19 protein-coding genes are annotated in these 20909 nt (G+C 72.7%); 9 read left to right on the forward strand and 10 right to left on the reverse strand.

Annotated elements, in window-relative coordinates:
* Nucleotides 1-15 precede the first annotated feature (15 nt).
* From ACFYO9_RS00955 to ureA, 3 genes are read right to left on the reverse strand one after another with little or no spacing between them, the layout of a single operon-like run.
* The gene (locus ACFYO9_RS00955) at nucleotides 16-1053 is read right to left on the reverse strand and encodes an agmatine deiminase family protein (RefSeq protein ID WP_355811552.1); all 1038 of its coding nucleotides are present in this window, start codon (nucleotides 1051-1053) and stop codon (nucleotides 16-18) included.
* An 11-nt stretch (nucleotides 1054-1064) separates the two neighbouring features.
* Nucleotides 1065-2786, reverse strand: a complete 1722-nt coding sequence (locus ACFYO9_RS00960) for an urease subunit alpha (RefSeq protein ID WP_355811549.1) — start codon at nucleotides 2784-2786, stop codon at nucleotides 1065-1067.
* On the reverse strand, nucleotides 2783-3505 hold the full coding sequence (gene ureA, locus ACFYO9_RS00965; RefSeq protein ID WP_358773999.1) for an urease subunit gamma: 723 nt from the start codon (nucleotides 3503-3505) through the stop codon (nucleotides 2783-2785). Before ureA ends, ACFYO9_RS00960 begins: the two co-directional genes overlap by 4 nt.
* A gap of 170 nt (nucleotides 3506-3675) precedes the next feature.
* Between ureA and ACFYO9_RS00970 the strand changes: the two genes are divergently transcribed.
* Entirely contained in the window at nucleotides 3676-5136 is a 1461-nt protein-coding gene (locus tag ACFYO9_RS00970; protein ID WP_358774001.1) for a cytosine permease, read from the forward strand.
* 211 nt (nucleotides 5137-5347) lie between these two features.
* Here ACFYO9_RS00970 and ACFYO9_RS00975 read toward each other — a convergent pair whose 3' ends face one another.
* The gene (locus ACFYO9_RS00975) at nucleotides 5348-6280 is read right to left on the reverse strand and encodes a zinc-binding dehydrogenase (RefSeq protein WP_358774003.1); all 933 of its coding nucleotides are present in this window, start codon (nucleotides 6278-6280) and stop codon (nucleotides 5348-5350) included.
* Between the two features lie 130 nt (nucleotides 6281-6410).
* Here ACFYO9_RS00975 and ACFYO9_RS00980 point away from each other — a divergent pair, with 130 nt between their 5' ends.
* Complete coding sequence (locus tag ACFYO9_RS00980; protein WP_358774005.1) at nucleotides 6411-7043, forward strand: TetR family transcriptional regulator; 633 nt, start codon at nucleotides 6411-6413, stop codon at nucleotides 7041-7043.
* Nucleotides 7044-7170: 127 nt separating this feature from the next.
* Here ACFYO9_RS00980 and ACFYO9_RS00985 read toward each other — a convergent pair whose 3' ends face one another.
* Nucleotides 7171-8262, reverse strand: a complete 1092-nt coding sequence (locus ACFYO9_RS00985) for a branched-chain amino acid aminotransferase (RefSeq protein WP_358709440.1) — start codon at nucleotides 8260-8262, stop codon at nucleotides 7171-7173.
* 245 nt (nucleotides 8263-8507) lie between these two features.
* The gene (locus ACFYO9_RS00990) at nucleotides 8508-9554 is read right to left on the reverse strand and encodes a 3-isopropylmalate dehydrogenase (RefSeq protein ID WP_355811533.1); all 1047 of its coding nucleotides are present in this window, start codon (nucleotides 9552-9554) and stop codon (nucleotides 8508-8510) included.
* Nucleotides 9555-9696: 142 nt separating this feature from the next.
* Between ACFYO9_RS00990 and ACFYO9_RS00995 the strand changes: the two genes are divergently transcribed.
* On the forward strand, nucleotides 9697-11289 hold the full coding sequence (locus ACFYO9_RS00995) for a metallophosphoesterase family protein (RefSeq protein WP_358774007.1): 1593 nt from the start codon (nucleotides 9697-9699) through the stop codon (nucleotides 11287-11289).
* Here ACFYO9_RS00995 and ACFYO9_RS01000 read toward each other — a convergent pair.
* Nucleotides 11283-11411 (reverse strand): hypothetical protein, encoded by a 129-nt coding sequence (locus ACFYO9_RS01000; RefSeq protein ID WP_355811527.1) that lies wholly within the window; start codon nucleotides 11409-11411, stop codon nucleotides 11283-11285. The genes ACFYO9_RS00995 and ACFYO9_RS01000 overlap by 7 nt on opposite strands.
* Before the next feature lie 265 nt (nucleotides 11412-11676).
* A complete protein-coding gene (locus ACFYO9_RS01005; RefSeq protein WP_358774009.1) occupies nucleotides 11677-12225 on the reverse strand; it encodes a GNAT family N-acetyltransferase in 549 nt (182 codons plus the stop codon).
* A 76-nt stretch (nucleotides 12226-12301) separates the two neighbouring features.
* Here ACFYO9_RS01005 and ACFYO9_RS01010 point away from each other — a divergent pair, with 76 nt between their 5' ends.
* The 5 genes from ACFYO9_RS01010 to bla all read left to right on the forward strand — a co-directional run bounded on the left by ACFYO9_RS01010 (nucleotide 12302) and on the right by bla (nucleotide 16749).
* Nucleotides 12302-12916 (forward strand): CDP-alcohol phosphatidyltransferase family protein, encoded by a 615-nt coding sequence (locus ACFYO9_RS01010; protein WP_358774011.1) that lies wholly within the window; start codon nucleotides 12302-12304, stop codon nucleotides 12914-12916.
* Complete coding sequence (locus ACFYO9_RS01015) at nucleotides 12913-13776, forward strand: phosphatidate cytidylyltransferase (protein WP_358774013.1); 864 nt, start codon at nucleotides 12913-12915, stop codon at nucleotides 13774-13776. Before ACFYO9_RS01010 ends, ACFYO9_RS01015 begins: the two co-directional genes overlap by 4 nt.
* Nucleotides 13773-14993: a lysophospholipid acyltransferase family protein gene (locus tag ACFYO9_RS01020; protein WP_358774014.1), complete on the forward strand. Its 1221-nt coding sequence runs from the start codon at nucleotides 13773-13775 to the stop codon at nucleotides 14991-14993. Before ACFYO9_RS01015 ends, ACFYO9_RS01020 begins: the two co-directional genes overlap by 4 nt.
* Nucleotides 14994-15073: 80 nt before the next feature.
* Complete coding sequence (locus ACFYO9_RS01025; RefSeq protein WP_358774016.1) at nucleotides 15074-15781, forward strand: nitroreductase family protein; 708 nt, start codon at nucleotides 15074-15076, stop codon at nucleotides 15779-15781.
* A 53-nt stretch (nucleotides 15782-15834) separates the two neighbouring features.
* Nucleotides 15835-16749: a class A beta-lactamase gene (bla, locus tag ACFYO9_RS01030; RefSeq protein WP_358774018.1), complete on the forward strand. Its 915-nt coding sequence runs from the start codon at nucleotides 15835-15837 to the stop codon at nucleotides 16747-16749.
* Nucleotides 16750-16849: 100 nt separating this feature from the next.
* On the opposite strand, the gene pruA is transcribed toward bla, so the two are convergent.
* Together pruA and ACFYO9_RS01040 are read right to left on the reverse strand one after the other, a co-directional pair.
* Nucleotides 16850-18481 carry an L-glutamate gamma-semialdehyde dehydrogenase gene (gene pruA / locus ACFYO9_RS01035; RefSeq protein ID WP_358774020.1) on the reverse strand — a complete coding sequence of 544 codons (1632 nt, stop codon included), beginning with the start codon at nucleotides 18479-18481 and terminating at the stop codon, nucleotides 16850-16852.
* Between the two features lie 40 nt (nucleotides 18482-18521).
* On the reverse strand, nucleotides 18522-19448 hold the full coding sequence (locus tag ACFYO9_RS01040; protein ID WP_358709432.1) for a proline dehydrogenase family protein: 927 nt from the start codon (nucleotides 19446-19448) through the stop codon (nucleotides 18522-18524).
* A gap of 163 nt (nucleotides 19449-19611) precedes the next feature.
* Between ACFYO9_RS01040 and ACFYO9_RS01045 the strand changes: the two genes are divergently transcribed.
* Entirely contained in the window at nucleotides 19612-20817 is a 1206-nt protein-coding gene (locus tag ACFYO9_RS01045) for a helix-turn-helix domain-containing protein (RefSeq protein WP_355811510.1), read from the forward strand.
* The last annotated feature ends 92 nt before the right edge of the window (nucleotides 20818-20909 follow it).

Below are 20909 nucleotides of genomic sequence, written 5' to 3' on the forward strand. Positions count from 1 at the left end.
GTTCCCGCTCCTTGCTCACACCTTCGGCTGCTGCTGGGTGATGCAGTGAATGCCACCACCCCCGGCAAAGATCGTACGGGCGTCGACGAGCGTCACCGTACGGCCGGGGAAGAGACCGCGGAAGATGCCCGCCGCGATCTCGTCGTGGGGGTCGCCGAAGGCGCACAGGACGACGCCGCCGTTGCACAGGTAGTGGTTGATGTACGAGTAGTCGACCCAGCCCTCGTCGTCCTTGAGGACGGTCGGGGCAGGCACCTCGACGATCCGCAGGGTGCGGCCGCGCGCGTCCGTCTGCCCCTTCAGGGCCGCGATCACCTGCCGGCTGACCTCGAAGTCGGGGTGGGAGGGGTCGCGCTGGGAGTGCACGAGGACCACGCCGGGCGCGGCGAAGGCGGCGACGATGTCGACGTGGCCGAGGGTGCCGTAGCCGTGGCCGGGGTAGTCGGCGGTGAGGCCGCGCGGGAGCCAGATCGCCTTGGTGGTGCCGAGGTGGGCGTGGATCTCCGCCTCGACCTGCTCCCTGCTCCAGCCGGGGTTGCGCTCGGGGCCGAGCTGGACGGTGTCGGTGAGCAGGACGGTGCCCTCGCCGTCGACGTGGAGGCCGCCGCCCTCGTTCACCAGGCGCGACGCGTACGTGGCGGCTCCGGCGAGGTCGGCCACGTACGCGCCGATCTTGGAGTCGTGGTCCCAGCGCGCCCACTCCTGGGCGCCCCAGCCGTTGAACGTCCAGTCGACGGCGGCGAGCCCGCCCTTGCCGTCGGTGAGGAAGGTCGGCCCGATGTCCCGCATCCAGGCGTCGTCGAGCTCGCGCTCCACCACCTCGATGTCCGGGCCGAGGAGCTCGGTGGCGTACGCGGACTGGGCGGGGCCGCAGACCACCGTGACCGGCTCGAAGCGGCGGACGGCGCGGGCCACGTTGGCCCAGGCCAGGCGGGACTCGTCCAGGCCCGCGGGGTCGTCGAAGGTGGGGTTGGGGCACGGCCACGCCATCCAGGTGCGCTCGTGCGGGGCCCACTCGGCGGGCATGCGGAAGCCGTCGGCGGCTGCGGTCATGACGTACACCCTTAAAGGAAGTAGAGGCGGTTGAGGGAGACGGATTCGGCGGGCTCGGAGCGGAGCGGGTCGCCGTCGAGGGTGACGAGGCCGGTGCGCTGGTTCACGTCGACGGCCCCGGTACGGGCGTTCAGGCGCAGGTCGGCGGGGCCGATGCCGCGGGTGCCCCGGACGGCGACGCGGCGCCTGCGGGTGGGCATCGTGTCGTTGCCCTGGTCGAGGGCGGCCTGCGCGACGAACGCCACGGAGATGTCGGCGGGCACGGCGCCGTGGGCCCCGAACAGCGGGCCCAGGACGAGGGGTTCGCAGGTGTCGGTCGCGGCGTTCGGGTCGCCGGTGACCCCGTAGGCGGGAAAGCCCGACTTGAGGACCATCTGCGGCTTGGCGCCGAAGTACTGCGGGCGCCACAGCACGATGTCGGCGAGCTTGCCGACCTCCAGGGAGCCGACCTCGTGGGCGAGGCCGTGCGCGAGGGCGGGGTTGATGGTCAGCTTGGCCATGTAGCGCAGCACGCGCGCGTTGTCGTCGTGCTCGCCGTCGCCCTCCATCGGGCCGAGCTCGGCCTTCATCTTCCCGGCCATCGCGAAGGTGCGCCGGACGGTCTCGCCGGCCCGGCCCATGCCCTGCGCGTCGGACGAGGTGATGCCGATGGCGCCCAGGTCGTGCAGCACGTCCTCGGCGCCCATCGTCCCGGCGCGGATGCGGTCGCGGGCCATCGCGGCGTCGCCCGGCAGGTCGGTCTTCAGGTCGTGGACGGAGACGATCATGCCGTAGTGCTCGGCGACCGCGTCCCGGCCGAAGGGCAAGGTCGGGTTGGTGGAGGAGCCGATGACGTTCGGCACGCCCGCCATCTTCAGGACGTTCGGTACGTGACCGCCGCCGCAGCCCTCGATGTGGAAGGCGTGGATGGTGCGCCCGTCCAGAACCTTCAGGGTGTCCTCGACGGAGAGGCACTCGTTCAACCCGTCGCTGTGCAGGGCGACTTGGACGTCGTGCTCCTCGGCGACGCGCAGCGCGGTGTCCAGGGCGCGGGTGTGCGCGCCCATGTCCTCGTGCACCTTGAAGCCGGAGGCGCCGCCCTCGGCGAGCGCCTCGATCAGCGGCGCGTCGTGCGAGGACGAACCCCGGCCGAGGAAGCCGATGTTGACCGGCCAGGCGTCGAAGGCGTTGAAGGCGTGGCGCAGCGCCCAGGGCGAGTTGACGCCGACGCCCCAGACGGGCCCGAACTCCTGGCCGATGATGGTGGTCACGCCGGAGGCGAGGGAGGCCTCCATGATGCGCGGCGAGAGCAGGTGGACGTGGGTGTCCACGGAGCCCGCGGTGGCGATGAGCCCTTCGCCGGACACGATGGACGTGCCGGTGCCGACCACGACGTCGACGCCGTCGAGGGTGTCGGGGTTGCCCGCCCGCCCGATGGCGTGGATGCGGCCCTCGCGGATGCCGATGGACACCTTGCGGATGCCCTGCACGGCGTCGATGACGACGACGTTGCTGATGACGACGTCACAGGTGTCGCGGACGGCGGCGGCCTTCAGGTGCAGTCCGTCGCGGGCGGTCTTGCCGAAGCCGGCGAGGAACTCGTCGCCGTACTTCTGGGCGTCCGCCTCGACGCGGATGGTCAGGCCGGAGTCGCCGAGCCGGACGTGGTCGCCGGCGCGGGGGCCGTGCGTGGCGGCGTACTCGTACGGGGTGAGGCGGCGCGGTTCCGCGGCGTGGCCTCCGGGGCGGCTCATCGTTCGGCCTCCTGCTCGGTGGTGTCGGGTACGCCGAGGTAGCCGCAGGCGGCGGCGCGGCGCAGGGCTTCCTCGCGGGCGCCCGGCGCGTCCAGCGGGCCGTCGACCAGGCCGGCGAAGCCGATGGCGATCCGGGCGCCGCCGATCGGCACGAGACCGACCTCGCCGCTCTCGCCGGGACCGAAGCGGACGGAGGATCCGGCGGGGACGGCGAGGCGCAGCCCGTAGGCCGCCGCGCGGTCGAAGTCGAGCCGCGGGTTGGCCTCGAAGAAGTGGAAGTGCGAGGTCACCGAGACGGGCACGGTCGCGGTGTTGCGCACGGTCAGCGTCACGGAGGCCGCGGTGTCCTCGTGCTGCGGGCCGGGCAGCAGGGCGCCGGGCGCCTCGTCGCCGAGGCCGCCGCCTCCGTCGCCCGCGCCCCCGATCGGGTCGGACACCACCGCGAGGCGGGAGCCGTCGTCGAAGACCGCCTCCACGTGCACCTCGGTCACCACGTCCGCGACGCCGGGCAGCACGTCGTCGGGGCCGAGGACGGCGCGGGCCCGCTCGATGGCCTCGGCGAGCCGGACGCCGTCGCGGGCGGCCTCGCAGACGGTGTCGGCGATCAGCGCGGTCGTCTCGGGGACGTTCAGTCTGAGGCCGCGTGCCTTGCGCGACCTGGCGAGCTCGGCGGCCCCGAAGAGCAGCAGCCGGTCGCGTTCGGTGGGCGTGAGTCGCACGCGCCGTACCTCCCTGTTGCACGTTTAGAGCAACACTCTAACTACGAAATCCGCATGCGGGAACCATTGACGTGCAGGGGTTTTAGGCGTCACATTGAGCGCTGCTCTAACGTGCGACCTGCGACACGTGGAGCAACCGATCGGGACCAGCGAGCGTCAGGGGCACCCTCATGCCGATAGAACAACGCGGAGTCGACACCATCCCGGACGGGGAGCGCACCAGCGGTCCCCGCGATCTCGTGTCGATCCTCATCGGCTCCAACCTCTGCCTGGGGGTGATCATCTTCGGCTGGCTGCCGGTGTCGTTCGGCCTCGGCTGGTGGCAGTCGGTCGGCGCGGTGGTGGCCGGTACGGTGCTCGGCACGGCGCTCACCGCGCCGCTCGCGCTCGTCTCGCTGCGCACCGGGACGAACCTCTCGACCTCCTCCGGCGCCCAGTTCGGGGTGCGCGGCCGGCTGGTCGGCTCGGTCGTGGGGCTGTTGCTCTCGCTCGGCTACACCGCGCTGACCATCTGGATCGGCGGTGACGTGATGGTGGACACGCTGCACCGCCTGCTCGGCCTGCCGGCCGGCGGACTCACCTACTCCGTGATCTACGCGCTGCTCGCCGCGGCCACCGTCGCCGGCGCCGTCTACGGCTACCGGGTGCTGCTGCGGCTCTCCCGCATCCTCGCCGTCGGCATGACGGCCCTGCTGACCCTCGGCGTCATCGCCTACGCCCCCGACTTCACCACCTCTGCGCTGCCCGGCGCGGGCGGCTACGCGCTCGGCTCGTTCTGGCCCACGTGGCTGCTCGCCCTGGTCGCGGCGGGTCTCTCCGGGCCGATCGCCTTCATCACCCTGCTCGGCGACTACACCCGCTACGTCTCGCCGGCCCGGCACAGCTCCCGCAAGGTGCTCGGCGCGGCCTGGCTCGGACTGATCGCCGGGCTGCTGATCCCGCAGCTCTTCGGCACGTTCACGGCGTTCGCGGCCCGCGCCGCCCTGGAGTACGCGGGCGGGCTCGTCCACGCGTCACCCGGCTGGTACCTGGTGCCACTGCTGCTCGCCGCGTCCGCCGGATCGGTCGGCAACGCGGGTCTGATGCTCTACTCGATGGGGCTCGACCTCGACGCGATCCTGCCGCGTGCGTCCCGCGCCCGCGCCACGTACACCGTCGCCGGGGTCGCCACCGCGTGCGTCTTCGTCGGGCACTTCGCCTGGGAGGCGCAGGACGCGATGACGTCGTTCGTGCTGCTCCTGACCGCCATCGGCACGCCGTGGGCGGTCATCACCCTGATCGGCTTCGTGCGCTGTCGCGGGGAGTACGACGCGGAGGCCCTCCAGGTCTTCAACCGCCGCTCCCGGGGCGGCGTCTACTGGTACCGCGCCGGCTGGAACGTCCGCGCGACCGCGGCCTGGGCGCTGGGTGCGGCGGTCGGGCTGCTCGCGGTCTCCCTGCCGTCGTACGAGGGGCCGCTGCTCGGTGTGACGGGCGGGGTCGACTGCAGCTTCCTGTTGTCGGGGGTGGTGGGCGGGGTGGCCTACGCGGCGCTGACGGCGGGGGGCCGGGGGGCTGTGGGTGCGGGGGGCTCCGCCGTGGAGGGGGTGTCCGCGGCTTCGGTTGGGGCCTCGGTGGATCACCTGGCCTGAGTGGGGGCTTGCGTTCTGCGCCTTGGGTGCGTTTGTGGGTGCGGGGCCGCGGGGGTATGTGCGTACTCGCCATCACTATGCGCCACTGCCTCGCGAACAACATTGCTACAGCGCGCTCGGTGCTCCGTGCGCACATACCCCCACGTCCCCTCGCGTCTCGTACGCGGGTGCCGGGCTGTGGTCGCCTCTCGTCCCGGGTGCGGGCGTGGGGTCAGGGTGTGATGTCCAGGATTGCCTTGCCGTGCAGGCGGTGGGACAGCAGGGTTTCTGCTGCTTCTGGCGCTTTTTCCCATGTGCCGCGCCATGCCTCGCCGGGGGTGAGCGTTCCGTTGGCCACCTGGGAGGCCAGCCAGGTCAGGTCGGGGCCCAGGTCGGGGCAGTCCAGGAGGTAGAACGTGGCGATCGTGCGGTCGTGGCGGGCGCGGTCGCCGAAGAACGCGCCGAAGGGGAAGTGTTCCTCCTCGCCGTCCGTGTGGCCGACGGAGACCAGTGTGCCGCCGGGCGCCAACTGGGCGAAGGCGTCAACCAGTTGGCGGCCCCCTATCATGTCGACCACGCCGTCCACCGGCTTGCCCGCGGCCGTCGGTGAGGCGATCACCTCGTGCGCGCCGAGCCGCCGGAGTTCGGCGCCCCGAGTTGCCGGATCCCGTGTCACCGCGATGACCTCCGCGCCGCCGAGCCGTGCCAGCTGCACCGCGTAGCGGCCCACGCCGCCCGTGGCACCGGTGACCAGGATGCGCCGGCCGAGCAGCGGGCCGATCCGGTTGAGGGCCCGCAGTGCGCTCGCACCGGCGACCGGGACCGTGCTGATCGCGCCGGGGTCGGCGCCCTCGGGCACCGTACCGATGAAGTCGGTGTCCACGGCGCGGAGTTCCGCCCAGCCGCCGGCCTCCCCCAGGGTCACCACCGGGGTGCCGGCTGCGGGGCCCGAGCCGTCGGCGGCGGCCCGCTCGACCACGCCCGCCGCGTCCCAGCCGAGCACCGAACCCTCGGGGGAGCCCTCGATGCCCCACTTCACCTCGCCGTGGTTGAGGGAGGTCGCCGTCACCCGGACCAGGGCCTGGTGCGGACCCGGCTCGGGATCCGGTGCCGTACCGAGACGCAGTCCACCCGGGACGGAACGGTCGACCAGCAGAGCGCGCATGGCAGTTGAGCCTCTCGGAAGGGGGGAGTGACGGGTGCCGGAGCCCAGGGTGGGCGCCCGGCATCGGCAATAGCGCCACTGAGTGGCAGAAGCCATCAAGGGGCATTCGCCTCCGGGCTACACTTTCGCCATGCGTACCGACGCCGAACGGCTGCCCCTGCGCGAGCGCAAGAAGCTGCGGACGCGGCAGGCGCTCGTCGACACCGCCCTCGACCTGTTCACGGAGCACGGCTTCGACGGCGTCACGCTCGACGCGCTGTGCGAGGCGGTGGAGATCAGCAAGCGGACGTTCTTCCGCACCTTCACCAGCAAGGAAGACGTGGCGATGGCGCCCACCCAGGACCTGTGGGGGGCGTTCCTCGAAGAGCTCGGCACGGCCGAACCGGCCGCCGGTCAGCCGTTGTTCGACGTTCTGCGGGACGCCTTGCTCGCCGCGCTCGACCGCATGCCGGAGGAGGGCTGGACCGATCGCGTGCTGCTCAGCCGGCGCCTTGCCGCCCGCACCCCGTCCATGGACGCGCACGGGCTCGCCTTCTGCGACCGGACGAGCCGGGCGGCACACGATCTGGCGGCGCGCCGCTTCTCCCTGCCGGCCCCGCCCGACCTGCGCCCCAGGCTGGCCATCGACGTACTGGTGGCGGCGTTCCACCGAGCCCTGGAGACCTGGACGGATTCCCCGTCCCCCACCCGGAACGAGCTGACGGCAGCCCTACGAGCCGCCTGCCGAGCGGCCCCGCAAAGCCTCACCCTCCCCGCACAATGACGCCCCTCAGGGTCGCGGGGAACCGCGCGCCCAGCCACAGCGAACCCGCAGCCGCCGGGAGACGGAAAAGGCCCCGCACCTCCGGCAGAGCCGAAGACGCGGGGCCACCCTCAAAGGGGTCAAGCCCTCAGCCGAGATCGTGCATCCAGCCGTGCCGGTCCTCCGCCTTTCCGCGCTGGATGTCCAGCAGGGTCTCCCGCAGCTTCATCGTGACCTCGCCCGGCTCGCCGCCGCTCTGCTGCCACTCGCCGCCGTTGCACTTGACCGTGCCGACGGGCGTGATGACCGCGGCGGTGCCGCAGGCGAAGACCTCGGTGAGGGTGCCGTTCTCGGAGTCGGTCTTCCACTGCTCGATGGAGACGCGGCCCTCCTGCGACTCGTACCCGAGGTCACGGGCGACCGACAGGAGCGAGTCGCGGGTGACGCCCGCGAGCAGGGAGCCCGTCAGGGTGGGGGTGACGATCTTGTCGCCGTACACGAAGTACAGGTTCATGCCGCCCAGTTCCTCGACCCACTTGTGCTCGACGGCGTCGAGGTAGGCGACCTGGTCGCAGCCCTTCGTGGCGGCCTCGGCCTGCGCGAGCAGCGACGCGGCGTAGTTGCCGCCGGTCTTGGCGTCGCCCACACCGCCGGGGACGGCGCGCACGCGGTCCTCGGAGAGCCAGATGGAGACGGGCTTGACGCCCCCGGGGAAGTAGGCGCCCGCGGGCGAGGCGATGACGACGAAGAGGTACTCGTTGGCGGGCTTCACGCCCAGGCCGACCTCGGTGGCGATCATGAAGGGGCGCAGATAGAGGGAGTCCTCGCTGCCGTGCTCGGGGACCCACGCCTTGTCCTGGCCGACCAACAGGTCGCACGCCTCGATGAACGTCTCGACGGGCAGCTCCGGCATGGCGAGGCGGCGCGCGGAGGACTGGAAGCGGCGGGCGTTGGCGTCGGGGCGGAAGGTCGCCACCGTGCCGTCGGGCTGCCGGTAGGCCTTGAGGCCCTCGAAGATCTCCTGGGCGTAGTGCAGGACGTTCGTCGCCGGGTCGAGCGCCAGCGGGCCGTACGGCACCAGCTGGCCGTCGTGCCAGCCGCGGCCCTCCGTCCACTTGATCGTCACCATGTGATCGGTGAAGTGGCGGCCGAACCCGGGGTTCGCCAGGACCGCCTCGCGCTCGGCGGTGGCCAGCGGTGTCGAGGAGGGCTTCAGCTCGATGGTCGGCGTCGTCGTCATGAGTCCTACGTCCTTCACGTGTGATGGTGACGGACCGCGCTCCCGTCCGCACGCCCAGTACTAGGACGTCCGAGTTTCCCCGCTGCTGTCACGGCCCTCGTTCGATTATCGCCCGGAGGGTCCCGCAGGAGAAACGGCGTGGGTGCGGCCCGAGGGTCGATAGTGACACCTGGGAGCGGATACGAGAAGCCGCCGGGCGTCTTGCGCGGACCCGGCGGCTTCTGTCTGACGTTCGAACTGCCGGGTCAGCCCGCCACGCGTACGGCGAGCGCGTCGCCGATCTGCTCGGTGCTGCGTACGGTGTCGCCGCGCTCGGCGAGGTCAGCGGCGACCGCGTCCTCGATGCGGACGGCCTCCGCCTCGTACCCGAGGTGGCGCAGCAGGAGGCCGACGGAGAGGACCGTCGCCGTGGGGTCGGCCTTGCCCTGGCCGGCGATGTCCGGCGCCGAGCCGTGCACCGGCTCGAACATGGACGGGAACTCGCGGCTCGGGTTGATGTTCCCGGAGGCCGCGACGCCGATGCCGCCGGAGACGGCCGCGGCGAGGTCGGTGACGATGTCGCCGAAGAGGTTGTCGGTGACGATCACGTCGAAGCGGGCCGGGTCGGTGACGAGGTAGATCGTCGCGGCGTCGACGTGGATGTAGTCGGTGGTGACCTCGGGGAACTCCTCGGCCACCTTGTTGAAGGTGTTCGTCCAGAGGTGTCCGGCGTAGGTCAGCACGTTGTTCTTGTGGACCAGCGTCAGCTTCTTGCGCGGGCGGGCCTGGGCGCGCGCGAAGGCGTCGCGGACCACGCGCTCCACACCGAAGGCGGTGTTGACCGAGACCTCGGTGGCGACCTCGTGCGGGGTGCCGGTGCGGATGGTGCCGCCGTTGCCCGTGTACGGGCCTTCGGTGCCCTCGCGCACCACGACGAAGTCGATCTCCGGCTGTCCCGCGAGGGGGGTCGCGACACCCGGGAGCAGCTTCGACGGCCGCAGGTTGACGTGGTGGTCGAAGAGGAAGCGGAGCTTCAGCAGGAAGCCGCGCTCCAGGACGCCGGACGGCACCGAGGGGTCGCCGATCGCGCCGAGGAGGATCGCGTCGTGCTGCTTGAGCGCGGCCGCGTCGGCGTCGGTGAGGGTCTCACCCGTGGCGTGGTACCGCTTGGCGCCGAAGTCGAATTCCTCCGTCTCCAGCTTCACGTCCTGCGGAAGGACGACGCTCAGGACCTTGAGCCCCTGGGCCACGACCTCTGGGCCGATGCCGTCTCCGGGGATGACTGCGAGATTGATGCTGCGACTGGCCGACATGCCGGCAGCCTACTCGCCGTCCCACGGGATGACACGCGCCGTCCGGCATGTGGACGCCGCTGTCGTACCCGCCATCGCCCCGACACCCCCTCTTCACCCGAGCGTAGGCGCGGAGTTGGGGTTCCCTGGGAACTTTCCCGGCATGGACACACCCGACGTCGGCATTCCGGAGCGGCTCGCGGCCCGCATGAGCATGCCCGAGCAGCACGCGTACCTGCGCGGGCGGCTCTCCCGCCGCAGGGTGCTCGCCGGTTCGTTCGCGGCGGCCGGAGCGGTGGGCGGCGCGGGGCTGCTCGCGGGCAGTTCGGGCACGGCGCGGGGCGCGGGCTCCTCCGCGGCGTCGTCGTCCACCGCGCCCCGCGCCGCGGTGCGCGTCGACGGCCGGCTGGTGGCCCCCTTCGGGCGGCATCTCGCCTTCGGCGCCGACCCGAGGACGCAGATGCGGATCTCCTGGCAGGCGCCGCTCGCGGTGCGCTCGCCGTACGTACGGGTGGGCACGCACCCCGGGGAGCTGGGCCACAAGATCGAGGCGGAGGTGCGCGACCTGCACACGCCGTCGCTGTCGAAGAAGCTGCCGGCGGTCGAGCAGTACTACCTGCACGCCGCGCTCGACGGCCTCACGCCCGGCACCACGTACTACTACGGCGTCGGCCACGACGGCTTCGACCCGGCGTCGCCCGCGCGGTCGGCCACGGTCGGCTCGTTCAGGACGGCGCCCGCGCGGCCGGAGAGCTTCGTCTTCACCGCCTTCGGCGACCAGGGCGTCGGCGCGCACGCCCTCGCCAACGACCAGTTGATCCTGGGCCAGAACCCGTCCTTCCATCTGCACGCGGGCGACCTCTGCTACGCGGACACCACCGGGCACGGCAAGGAGAGCGACACCTACGACGCGCGGGTGTGGGACACCTTCCTCGCGCAGACCGAGTCGGTGGCGCGGCAGGTGCCGTGGATGGTGACCACCGGCAACCACGACATGGAGGCGTGGTACTCGCCGAACGGGTACGGCGGGCAGTACGCCCGCTGGTCGCTGCCCGACAACGGCTTCGACCCGCGGCTCGCGCCGGGCGTCTACTCCTTCAGGTACGGGAACGTCGGTGTCGTCGCGCTCGACGCCAACGACGTCTCGTACGAGATACCCGCCAACCGCGGCTACACCGACGGACGGCAGACGGCCTGGCTCGGCCGGCGGCTGCGCGAGCTGCGCGCGGACCCGGCCGTCGACTTCGTGGTGGTCTTCTTCCACCACTGCGCGTACTCGACGTCGACGCACGCCTCCGACGGCGGGGTGCGCGACGCGTGGCTGGAGCTGTTCACGCGCTACCAGGTGGACCTGGTCGTGAACGGCCACAACCACGTCTACGAACGCACCGACGCCATCAGGGACGGCGAGGTCGGCAGGCCCGTGCCGGTCGGCGCGTCGACCGATCCGACGCGCGACGGCATCGTGTACGTCACCGCGGGCGGCGCGGGCAAGGACCTGTACGGCTTCGGCCCCGGGGTGAAGGACAGCTACGAGGGCCACGTCCACGATCGCGACCATGTCGCGACCTTCCGCTGGACGAGGTCCCGGCGGCCCGACCCGGAGACCGTGGAGTGGTCACGGGTGCGCTACACCGGCTACTCGTTCCTCGCGGTGGAGGTGACGGCCGGGGCGCACCCGAAACTCTCGGTCTCCGCGCTCGCCGAGAACGGCGAGCGCATCGACCACTTCGAGGTCGTACGCGCGGATCAGTGACCCGTCTCGCCGCCGTTGTCACGGCGGTCGAGGGCGCGCTGGAGGGCGGCGGCGGCGTTCTTGCGCTCGGAATCGGTGGTACGGGAGACGTGACGGACTCGGCGGGCGGTCGTCTCGGCCATGGGAAGTCCACTCCTTGAGGGAAGGGTGCTTTTCGAGACTCCCCCACCCACTGCGTGCGGCGTGGGGGCACCCCCAACGAGGCGGGGAGCAACGGAGCGGCAGGGTTCGCCTGCGTGAGGCTCCGGCTCACGACCGCCATTCGCTTGATCGAGCGAGACGTTCGGCTCTACCAAGCTAAGGGAGGACGGAGCGTCTGTCTCCACGATTACTCGGACTTCCTACTATCTGAGACGGAGACCACCCGGGGCAGGGGGGACGGGCGTCTCAGTAGACGTCCCCGTCCCGCCAGTCGATGAGGAACGCGTGCGCCGGGTCGAGGTCCGCGCCCCACAGGAACGGCGGCTCCTCGTCCGGCATGTGGACGACACCGGAGGGGCCGAGCGCGCCGACCGCGCCCTCCCACTGCCGCCAGCCGCGCCCGAGGTAGAGCCGCACCCCCGCGTCGGACGCGGAGAGCGCGCCCAGCTCGTACGCCCCGTCGATGACGCGCTCCAGGGCGTCCATCACCTGCCCGCCGAGCCCCTGCCGCTGCCGGTCGGGGCGGACGGCGACCGCTTCGACGTACCCGATGCGCCGGGAACGGCCGGCGTGCAGGACCCGGCGCTGGACCACCGAGCCATGTGCGAGGAGGGTGCCGGTCCCGTCGTGGATCAGGGCGTGCATGCCGCCCAGGCCGTGCTCCCAGTCGTGGTCGTCGAAGTCCCCGTCGAAGGCCTCGTCCATCAGGGCGCGCGCGGCGCGCAGTTCGGCCGGCGACAGCTCGCTGGTGTGGGCGGTGCGCAGGGGATTCACGGTGGTGTACGAGGAGTTCACGTCCTCACCGTACTCAGCCCGCATCTGAGTACGCACCCCGATTTGCCCGGGCCCGGACAGCGGCAGAGTCGGTGCCATGAACGGCCTCTACGCTCTCAAGCCCTGGTACGCCGAGAAGTTGTCCGGCGTGCGGGCCGCGCTCGTCCGGCGCGAGGTGTCACCGGACGCCCTCACGCTGGCGGGCGTGGTCTGCGCGGCGGGCGCCGCCGCCGCGCTGGCCCTGCTGCCCTTCGGCTGGTCGGCGCCGCCGGTCGCCGTGTTGCTCGCCGCCCGCCTCGCCTTCGCCAACCTCGACGGTGCGCTGGCCCGGGACACGGGCCGCACGACCCGCAGGGGCGCGCTGCTCAACGAACTGGGCGACCGGGCGGCCGACTTGGTGGTCCTCGCGGGCTTCCTGCCCCTGGCCCCGCTGTGGCTGGTGGCGACGGCGGGCCTGGCGGCGACGCTGCCGTCCTGGGTCTCCCTCGCGGGCGCGGCGGCGGGCGCGGGGCGCCTGAACGGCGGGCCGGTCGGCAAGACGGAGCGCTGCGCGCTGGTCGTGCTCGCGGCCGCGTCGGGCTGGTGCACACCGGTCCTCGTCACGGTCGCGGCGGGCTCCGCGCTGACGGCGTGCCTGCGACTGGCGCGGCTGTGGCGGGAGTTGGGCGCGGGCCCGACCGCCGATGCTGCGGCGCCGGGCGGTGCGCGATGAGCGCCGCGGTCCTCGCGGGGGAAGCGGCGGGGCGGGCCCTGCCCGTGGTGGCCGGCGTGCTGGGCGCGGGCGGGGTCGCCGTCGCCGCGCTGCCCTCCCGGGTACGGATGCGGGGCGAGCTGCGCAAGCGGTGGCGGACCTGGGCCGTGGCCGCGCCGCTCTTCCTCGGGGCGTTCCTCCTGGGGCGGGCCGGGGCGTTCGCGCTGGCGGCCGGGCTCGGGGTGGTCGCGGCCGGCGAGTACGCCCGCATGGCCGGGCTGCCCCGGGGCGAACGCGCGGTGCTCGGGGCGGCGGCCGTGGCGGTGCCCGGTGTCGCCTGGGCCGCGCCCGGCGCGCTCGGGCTTCGGGCGGCCTGCCTGCTCCTGGTCGCCGCCGCCGCGGTCGCGCTCCTCTCCGGTGACACGGAGACCGGCTTCACGCGCGCGTGCCGCACGCTCTTCGGGCTCCTGTGGATCCCGGTGCCGCTGAGCGGCCTCGTCCTGCTCGGTGACACGGCCGTGGCGGTGGGCGTCGCGGTGGCGTTCGGCGACGTGGGCGCGTGGTGCGGCGGCACGGCGCTCGGCCGCCGGGGCCCGTTGTCCCGCGCGCTGTCGCCCCTGTCGCCCCGCAAGACCTGGGCCGGGGTCGTCGGGGCCGCCGTCGCGACGGGCGCCGCGCTGGTCGCCGTCGGCGCGTTCTCCCCCGCCCTGTGGGCGACGGTCCTCGTCGGCGGCGTCCTCGGCGACCTCCTGGAGTCGATGGTCAAGCGGGAGGCGGGCGTGAAGGACGCGGGCAGCTGGCTGCCGGGTTTCGGCGGGCTCCTCGACCGGATCGACTCGCTGCTGGTGGCGCTGTTGCTGACCATGGTGGTGACGCTGTGAGAACGAAAACGTCAAGTCCCGTCCCGCCGGGCTCTGTTGCGGCCGTCTCCGCACCCCGGCGCTCCCTCGCCGCCGCACTCCGCCGCGCCCTGTGGTGGACCCTGCTCACCCTCACCGGCGGCGTGGAGCGGCGCGGCGGGCTTCCGCGCGGCGGGTGCGTGGTCGTCGCCAACCACTCCTCCCACGCCGACACCGCGGCGCTGCTCGCCGCGCTGGACGCCCGCCACTCCCCCGCGATCGGCGCCGCCGCCGACTACTGGTTCGCCTCGCCGTGGCGACGGCGGATCTGCAGCCGGCTTGCCGCGGGATTCCCGGTGCGGCGCACCGGTGGCGGCCTGGACGACCTGCTGTCCCGCGCCGCCGACCTGCGGGCGGGCCGGGCCGTGGTCCTCTTCCCGGAAGGCACCCGCGCGCGGGACGGCGAACTGGGCTCCTTCCACCGCGGCGCCCTCGTCCTCGCGGAGCACGCGCGCGTGCCGGTCGTCCCGGTGGCCATCGCGGGCACGGACCGGCTGCTGCCCAAGCACGGCAGGCTCCGCCCCGCCCTGGTGCGGGTCGCCGTCGGCGCCCCGCTGCCCGCGTCGGCCACCCCCGAGGAGGCCCGCGACGCGGTGGCGGCGCTGCGTCGCCGTACGGCCGGCGAACCCCTCGCCGACTCCCGCGCGCGCAAGCGGGTCGCCGCGGTCGCCGGGTCCCGCGCGGGCCTCGTGCTCGGTTTCGCGTGGGCCTGCGCGGAGGCGCTCAGCTGGCCGCTGATGCCGGAGCTGTTCCTCGCCGTGACGTGTGCGGCGGTCCCGCGCCGCGCCCTGAAGCTGTCGCTCGCGGCGCTCGCGGGCAGCCTCGCCGGCGGTCTCCTCGCCGTCCAACTGGCAGCCTGCGGCGTGCAGTTGCCGCAGCCGCTCACCACGGACCGGATGCGTTCGGAGGTGCGGCACGAGCTCTCCGTCGAGTCGGCGGCCGCCGTCCGCCACCAGCCGTGGAACGGCATCCCCTTCAAGGTGTACGCACGCGAGGCCGGCCGCGCCGATGTCGCGCCGTCCGCCTGGCTGGCCCGCTCGGCGCTCTCCCGGGGCTCCCGCACCCTCACCGTGGGGCTCGCGTTCGGGGCGTTCGGGTTCCTCGCGCACCGGCTGCGGCGCCGCTACGGGCTGTATCTGACGCTCCTCGCGGGCGGCTTCGCCGCCGGACTCTCGCTCGTCGTGACGGGCTGGAGCTGACCGGGCCGTTCCGGCCGACGCGGGGCCGGAATTGGTCTGCACCATGGCGCTCGGGCCGCCTCCCGGCGCAGAATCCGACCATGTCTGAGACCGCGCAGCAACGACCGTGGACCCCCATCCACGGCGAGCCCTACCGCTCCGTCCCGTACCGGCCCGCACGCATGCCGGAGACCCGATCCCTCGCGCAGGCAGCCGAGTTGCGGGAGCGGATGGACGAACGGCGGACCGTGCGCCAGTTCGCCCCGGACCCCGTGCCCACCCAGGTGGTCCGCGACGCCATCGCCTGTGCCGCGACGGCTCCGTCCGGCGCGCACCAGCAACCCTGGACGTTCGTCCTCGTCCAGGACCCGGAGATACGCCGCCGCATCCGGGAGGCCGCCGAGCACGAGGAGCAGATCTCCTACGACGGCCGGCTCGGCGAGGAGTGGCTCGCGGCCCTGCGCCCCCTCGGCACGGACGAGGTGAAGCCGCACCTCACCGACGCGCCCGCGCTGATCGTCGTCTTCCAGCAGCGCTACTGGCTGGGCGAGGACGGCACCAAGCACAAGCACTACTACGTCGACGAGTCGGTCGGCATCGCGGTGGGCATGCTGCTCTCCGCGCTGCACCTGTCCGGCCTGGCCGCGCTGATCCACACGCCGAGCCCGATGCGGTTCCTGCGGGAGGTGCTCGGCCGCCCGGAGAACGAGAAGGCGTTCGCGGTGATCCCGGTGGGCTACCCGGCGCCGGACTGCCAAGTCCCCGACCTCGTACGCAAGTCCCTCGACCAGGTGCTCGTGGAGGTCTGAGCGCAGCCCCCGAACAGGCCACGCCCGGCGGCGCCCCCGGTACGGTCGGGATCATGACCTCGACCCCCTCCCGCAGAACGCTCCTGGGCGCCGCCGCCGCGGCCCCCGCCCTCCTCTCCGTGGCCGGCGCCGCACACGCGGCGGGCGCACCGGCCCCCGGCGCGGACGCCACCCCGCGCGACGTGCACAGGCGCCTGCGCGACCTGGAGAAGAGCTATCCGGGCCGCATCGGCGTGCACGCCCTCGACACCGGCACCGGCGCCACCGTCGGCTACCGCGCCCACGAACTCTTCGCGCTCGCCTCGACGTTCAAGGTGCTGGCCGGCGCGGCCGCCCTGCGCAGGGCGCGCGAGCAGGAGCCGGGCCTGCTCGACGTCCTGGTCCGGTACGGACGCGACGACCTCGTCGACTACTCGCCGCGCACCGAGCTGCACCTCGCGACCGGCATGACCGTACGGGAGTTGTGCGACGCGGCCATCACGTACAGCGACAACAGCGCCGCCAACCTGGTGATGCGGCGGATCGGCGGCCCGTCCGGCATCACGGACTTCGCGCGCTCGCTCGGCGATGCCCGCACCCGCCTCGACCGGTGGGAGACCGACCTCAACAGCAACATCCCCGGCGACCGCCGCGACACGACCACGCCCGCCGCGATGACGGCGAACCTGCGCAAGCTCGTCGTCGGCGACGCCCTCCACCCGCTCGACCGCGGCCAGTTGACCCGCTGGCTGGTGGAGAACACCACCGGCGACAAGCGGATCCGCGCCGGGCTCCCGAAGGGCTGGCGGGTCGGCGACAAGACCGGCTCGCCCGCGTACGGCGGCGTCAACGACGTCGCGGTGGCCTGGCCGCCCAAGGGTGCACCGCTGGTGATCTCCGTCTACACGACCCGCCTCGACCCGGACACCCCCGGCGAGGACCGGATCGCCGAGGACATGACCCGGATCGTCGTGGACGCGCTGACCTGACCCCGAAGACGGACCCCGGAGACGACACCGCCTCCGACCGGGGTGGGGCCCAGGTCGGAGGCGGGGTTCAGGGGCGGGCCGCAGGGGCCCGGGGCGGGCGTCAGCCCATGTGCGGGTAGCCGTACTCGGTCGGCGGGACCAGCGTCTCCTTGATGGCGCGGGTCAGCGTCCAGCGCTGCAGGTTCTGCGGGGCGCCGGCCTTGTCGTTGGTGCCGGAGCCGCGGCCGCCGCCGAAGGGCTGCTGGCCGACGACGGCGCCGGTCGACTTGTCGTTGATGTAGAAGTTGCCCGCGGCGTAGCGGAGCTTCTCCATCGTGTACGCGGCGGCGGCGCGGTCGTTCGCGATGACCGAGCCGGTGAGCGCGTAGTCGGAGGCCGACTCCATCTGGGCCAGCATCTCGTCGTACTTCTCGTCGTCGTAGACGTGGACCGCCAGGAACGGGCCGAAGTACTCGGTGGTGAAGACCTCGTTGGCCGGGTCGGTGCACTCGACGACGGTCGGGCGCACGAAGTAGCCGACGGAGTCGTCATACGTGCCGCCGGCGACGATCGTGCAGGTGTCGTCGGACTTGGCGCGGTCGATGGCCGCCTTGTTCTTGGCGAACGCGCGCTCGTCGATGACGGCGCCGATGAAGTTCGACAGGTCGGTGACGTCACCCATCTTGATGCCGTCGACCTCGGCCGCGAACTCCTCCTTGAACCCGTCGTTCCAGATGGACGCCGGGACGTAGGCGCGCGAGCTGGCGGAGCACTTCTGGCCCTGGAACTCGAAGGAGCCGCGGGTCAGCGCGGTCTTCAGGATCGCGCGGTCGGCGCTCGGGTGCGCGACGACGAAGTCCTTGCCGCCCGTCTCGCCGACGAGGCGGGGGTAGGTGCGGTACTTCTTGATGTTCTCGCCGACCGTCTTCCACAGGTGCTGGAAGGTCGGGGTGGAGCCGGTGAAGTGGATGCCGGCCAGGTCGCGGTGGGTCAGGGCGACCTCGGAGACGGCGATGCCGTCACCCGTGACGAGGTTGATGACACCCTTGGGCAGACCGGCCTCCTCCAGGAGCTGCATGAGCAGCACGGCGGCGTGGGTCTGCGTCGGGGACGGCTTCCACACGACCACGTTGCCCATCAGGGCGGGGGCGGTGGGGAGGTTGCCCGCGATGGCGGTGAAGTTGAACGGCGTGATCGCGTAGACGAAGCCCTCGAGCGGGCGGTGGTCCAGGCGGTTCCAGACGCCGGTGGCGTTGGCCGGGGGCTGCTCGGCGAGCAGGTCACGGGCGTACTTGACGTTGAAGCGCCAGAAGTCGACGAGCTCGCACGGGGTGTCGATCTCGGCCTGCTGGACGGTCTTGGACTGGCCGAGCATCGTGGAGGCGGCCAGGGTCTCGCGCCACGTGGTGGAGAGCAGCTCGGCGGCGCGCAGGATGATCGCCGCGCGGTCGTCGAACGACATGGCGCGCCACGCGGGGGCGGCGGCCAGGGCGGCGTCGATCGCGTCCTGGGCGTCCTGCCGGGTGGCGCCGCGGCCGGTGCCGATGACGGACTTGTGGTTGTGCGGCTGCACGACCTGGAAGGGCTCGCCGCCCCCGAGGCGCTTGACGCCGCCGATGGTCATCGGCAGCTCGATCGGGTTCTCGGCCAGCTCCTTGAGCTTGGTCTCGAGGCGGGCGCGCTCCGGGGAGCCGGGCGCGTAGCCGTGCACCGGCTCGTTGACCGGCGCGGGGACCTGGGTCACAGCGTCCATGAGTTCCGTATCTCCTTAAGGGGGGTCGGGGGAAGGGAGCTCAGCCCTTGGTGAGGATGGAGCGGCCGAAGAAGAGGAGGTTCGCCGGCTTCTCCGCGAGACGGCGCATGAAGTAGCCGTACCAGTCGGTGCCGTAGGCGGTGTACACGCGCATCCGGTGGCCTTCGGCGGCGAGCCGCAGGTGCTCGTCGCTGCGGATGCCGTACAGCATCTGGAATTCGTACTCGTCCAGTTTGCGCCCGGCGCGGCGGGCGAGCTCCTGGGCGATGGCGATGAGGCGCGGGTCGTGGGACCCGATCATCGGGTAGCCCTCGCCCTCCATGAGGATGCGCAGGATACGGACGTACGCCTTGTCGATCTCGGCCTTGTCCTGGTACGCGACCTCGGCGGGCTCCTTGTAGGCCCCCTTCACGATACGCACGCGACTGCCGTTCTCGGCAAGGCGGCGGGCGTCGGCCTCGGTGCGGAAGAGGTAGGCCTGGATGACGCAGCCGGTCTGCGGGAAGTCCTTCCGCAGCTCGTCGTGGATGGCGAACATCGAGTCGAGGGTGGTGTGGTCCTCGGCGTCCAGGGTGACCGTGGTGCCGATGGCGGCGGCGGCCTCGACGACGGGGCGCACATTGGCGAGCGCCAGCTCGTGGCCGTTCTCCAGCGCTTGGCCGAACATGGACAACTTCACCGACATCTCGGCCCTGGTGCCGAGGCCGAGGTCCTTCAGGCGGTCGATGAGCGCCAGGTAGGCGTCGCGGGCGTCGTGCGACTGCTCGACGGTGGTGATGTCCTCACCCACGACGTCGAGGGTGACCTCCAGGCCCTTGTCGGCGGCGTCGGCGATGATCGGGACGACCTGGTCGACGCTCTCACCGGCGATGAACCGGGCCACGACCTGCTTGGTGCCGGGAGCCGCCGAGACGAAACGGCGCATCTTGTCGCTGCGTGACGCGGCGAGAATCACGGGACCCAGCACGGGGCACCTCCACGGGTGTACGAAAACGGGTGCCTTACCGGCATAGCCCCTCTCGGGGGGAAATGCGGCGGTACGGCACGGAGAACCACCGTGAAATCTAGGGATCACGCCCGTCGCGAGCCATCGACACCTGTCACGCATCCGTGCCCTGGATCTCAGACAGATGTCTGAAGGAAGCCGTGGGCTGCGGGAGAATGGGGTGGTGAAGGGTGACTACCAAGAACTGGTCGACGAGATCTCGGCGCTCCTCGGCGCCCCGGCGACCCTGGAGAACCGCGATTTCGAGCTGATCGCGTTCGGCGCGCACGACGGCGGCGGCGACGGGGACAGCGGCTTCGACGCGACCGCCCTGGACCCGGTCAGGACCCGTTCGATCCTGACCCGCCGGTCCACGGCCGAGGTCCGCTCCTGGTTCGAGAGCTTCGGCATCACCCGTGCGACGACGCCCGTCCGCATCCCGCCCACCCCGGAGGCGGGCGTCTACCGGGGGCGCGTCTGTCTGCCCGTACGCCATCGGGGGTTCGCCCTCGGATACGTGTGGCTGCTCGACGACGATCCCGGCCCGAGCGAGCAGCAGCTGACCGCCGCCATGGAGGTGGCCACCCGGATCGGCGCGCTGCTGGCCGACGAGGCGCAGGCGGGCGCCGATCTGACCCGGGAGTTCCGGGCGGTCCTGACGGCCGAGCGGGGCTGGCAGCGGGACATGGCGGTGGCCGCCCTGCGCACGGCGCTCGGCGCGCGCGGCGACGGCCTGCACGCGGTGGTGTGCGTGGCGCCGTGGCGCTCGGCGGACCCGGACGACGCCCCCGCCGCCCGTACGGTGCCGGGCGCGGCGGCGGTGTGCACGGTGCCCTGGGGCACGACCGCGCAGTCGCTCGCGGCCCTGGTCCGGCTGCGCTCGGCCGACGCGCTCTCCCCCGCGCACACGGCGGCGTCCCGCCTCCTCGACGCGGCGCCGGGCGCCGCGGCGGGCATCGCGGGGGCCCGGCACGGCCTGGAGGAGCTGGGGGCGGCGTGGTGGGAGGCGTCGGGGGCGGCGCGCGCGGCGCTGGCGGAGCGGCGGTTCGCGCCGGTGGCGCAGTGGTCGGACGTGGGGCCCTACCGCCTGCTGACCGCGCTGCCCCCGGAGGCGGCGCACGACCCGGTGGCCCGGCAGCTCCTGGGCCCCTCCCACCGTGAACTGGCGCGCACCGCCGAGGTGTTCCTCGATTGCGCGGGCCAGGCGGGCCGCGCGGCGGCGGAGCTGGGCATCCACCGCCAGACCCTCTACTACCGCCTCTCACGCGTGGAGCAGCTCACCGGCCTGGACCTGGACGACGGCGAGGACCGGCTGCTCCTGCACATGGTGCTGAAGTCGTCGCGGCTGTAAGGCGGTTGCATGATCCGCGACTTCGTTAGCAGCGAAGGCAGCTCGTTAGCAGTGGATTAGCAAATCCAGGATCACGTTGACAACGACTACGT

Origin of the sequence: Streptomyces sp. NPDC005863 (assembly GCF_042871345.1) — a bacterium.
Taxonomy (GTDB): domain Bacteria; phylum Actinomycetota; class Actinomycetes; order Streptomycetales; family Streptomycetaceae; genus Streptomyces.

Coding starts and splice junctions, on each gene's coding strand:
- ACFYO9_RS00985 (WP_358709440.1), bottom strand. CDS start 8,262: ATGACGACGACGCCGACCATCGAGCTGAAGCCCTCCTCGACACCGCTG.
- ACFYO9_RS01025 (WP_358774016.1), top strand. CDS start 15,074: ATGTCTGAGACCGCGCAGCAACGACCGTGGACCCCCATCCACGGCGAG.
- bla (WP_358774018.1), top strand. CDS start 15,835: ATGACCTCGACCCCCTCCCGCAGAACGCTCCTGGGCGCCGCCGCCGCG.
- ACFYO9_RS01010 (WP_358774011.1), top strand. CDS start 12,302: ATGAACGGCCTCTACGCTCTCAAGCCCTGGTACGCCGAGAAGTTGTCC.
- ACFYO9_RS01045 (WP_355811510.1), top strand. CDS start 19,612: ATGTCTGAAGGAAGCCGTGGGCTGCGGGAGAATGGGGTGGTGAAGGGT.
- ACFYO9_RS00960 (WP_355811549.1), bottom strand. CDS start 2,786: ATGAGCCGCCCCGGAGGCCACGCCGCGGAACCGCGCCGCCTCACCCCG.
- ACFYO9_RS00970 (WP_358774001.1), top strand. CDS start 3,676: ATGCCGATAGAACAACGCGGAGTCGACACCATCCCGGACGGGGAGCGC.
- ACFYO9_RS01015 (WP_358774013.1), top strand. CDS start 12,913: ATGAGCGCCGCGGTCCTCGCGGGGGAAGCGGCGGGGCGGGCCCTGCCC.
- ACFYO9_RS00990 (WP_355811533.1), bottom strand. CDS start 9,554: ATGTCGGCCAGTCGCAGCATCAATCTCGCAGTCATCCCCGGAGACGGC.
- pruA (WP_358774020.1), bottom strand. CDS start 18,481: ATGGACGCTGTGACCCAGGTCCCCGCGCCGGTCAACGAGCCGGTGCAC.
- ACFYO9_RS00955 (WP_355811552.1), bottom strand. CDS start 1,053: ATGACCGCAGCCGCCGACGGCTTCCGCATGCCCGCCGAGTGGGCCCCG.
- ACFYO9_RS00980 (WP_358774005.1), top strand. CDS start 6,411: ATGCGTACCGACGCCGAACGGCTGCCCCTGCGCGAGCGCAAGAAGCTG.
- ACFYO9_RS01000 (WP_355811527.1), bottom strand. CDS start 11,411: ATGGCCGAGACGACCGCCCGCCGAGTCCGTCACGTCTCCCGTACCACC.
- ACFYO9_RS00995 (WP_358774007.1), top strand. CDS start 9,697: ATGGACACACCCGACGTCGGCATTCCGGAGCGGCTCGCGGCCCGCATG.
- ACFYO9_RS00975 (WP_358774003.1), bottom strand. CDS start 6,280: ATGCGCGCTCTGCTGGTCGACCGTTCCGTCCCGGGTGGACTGCGTCTC.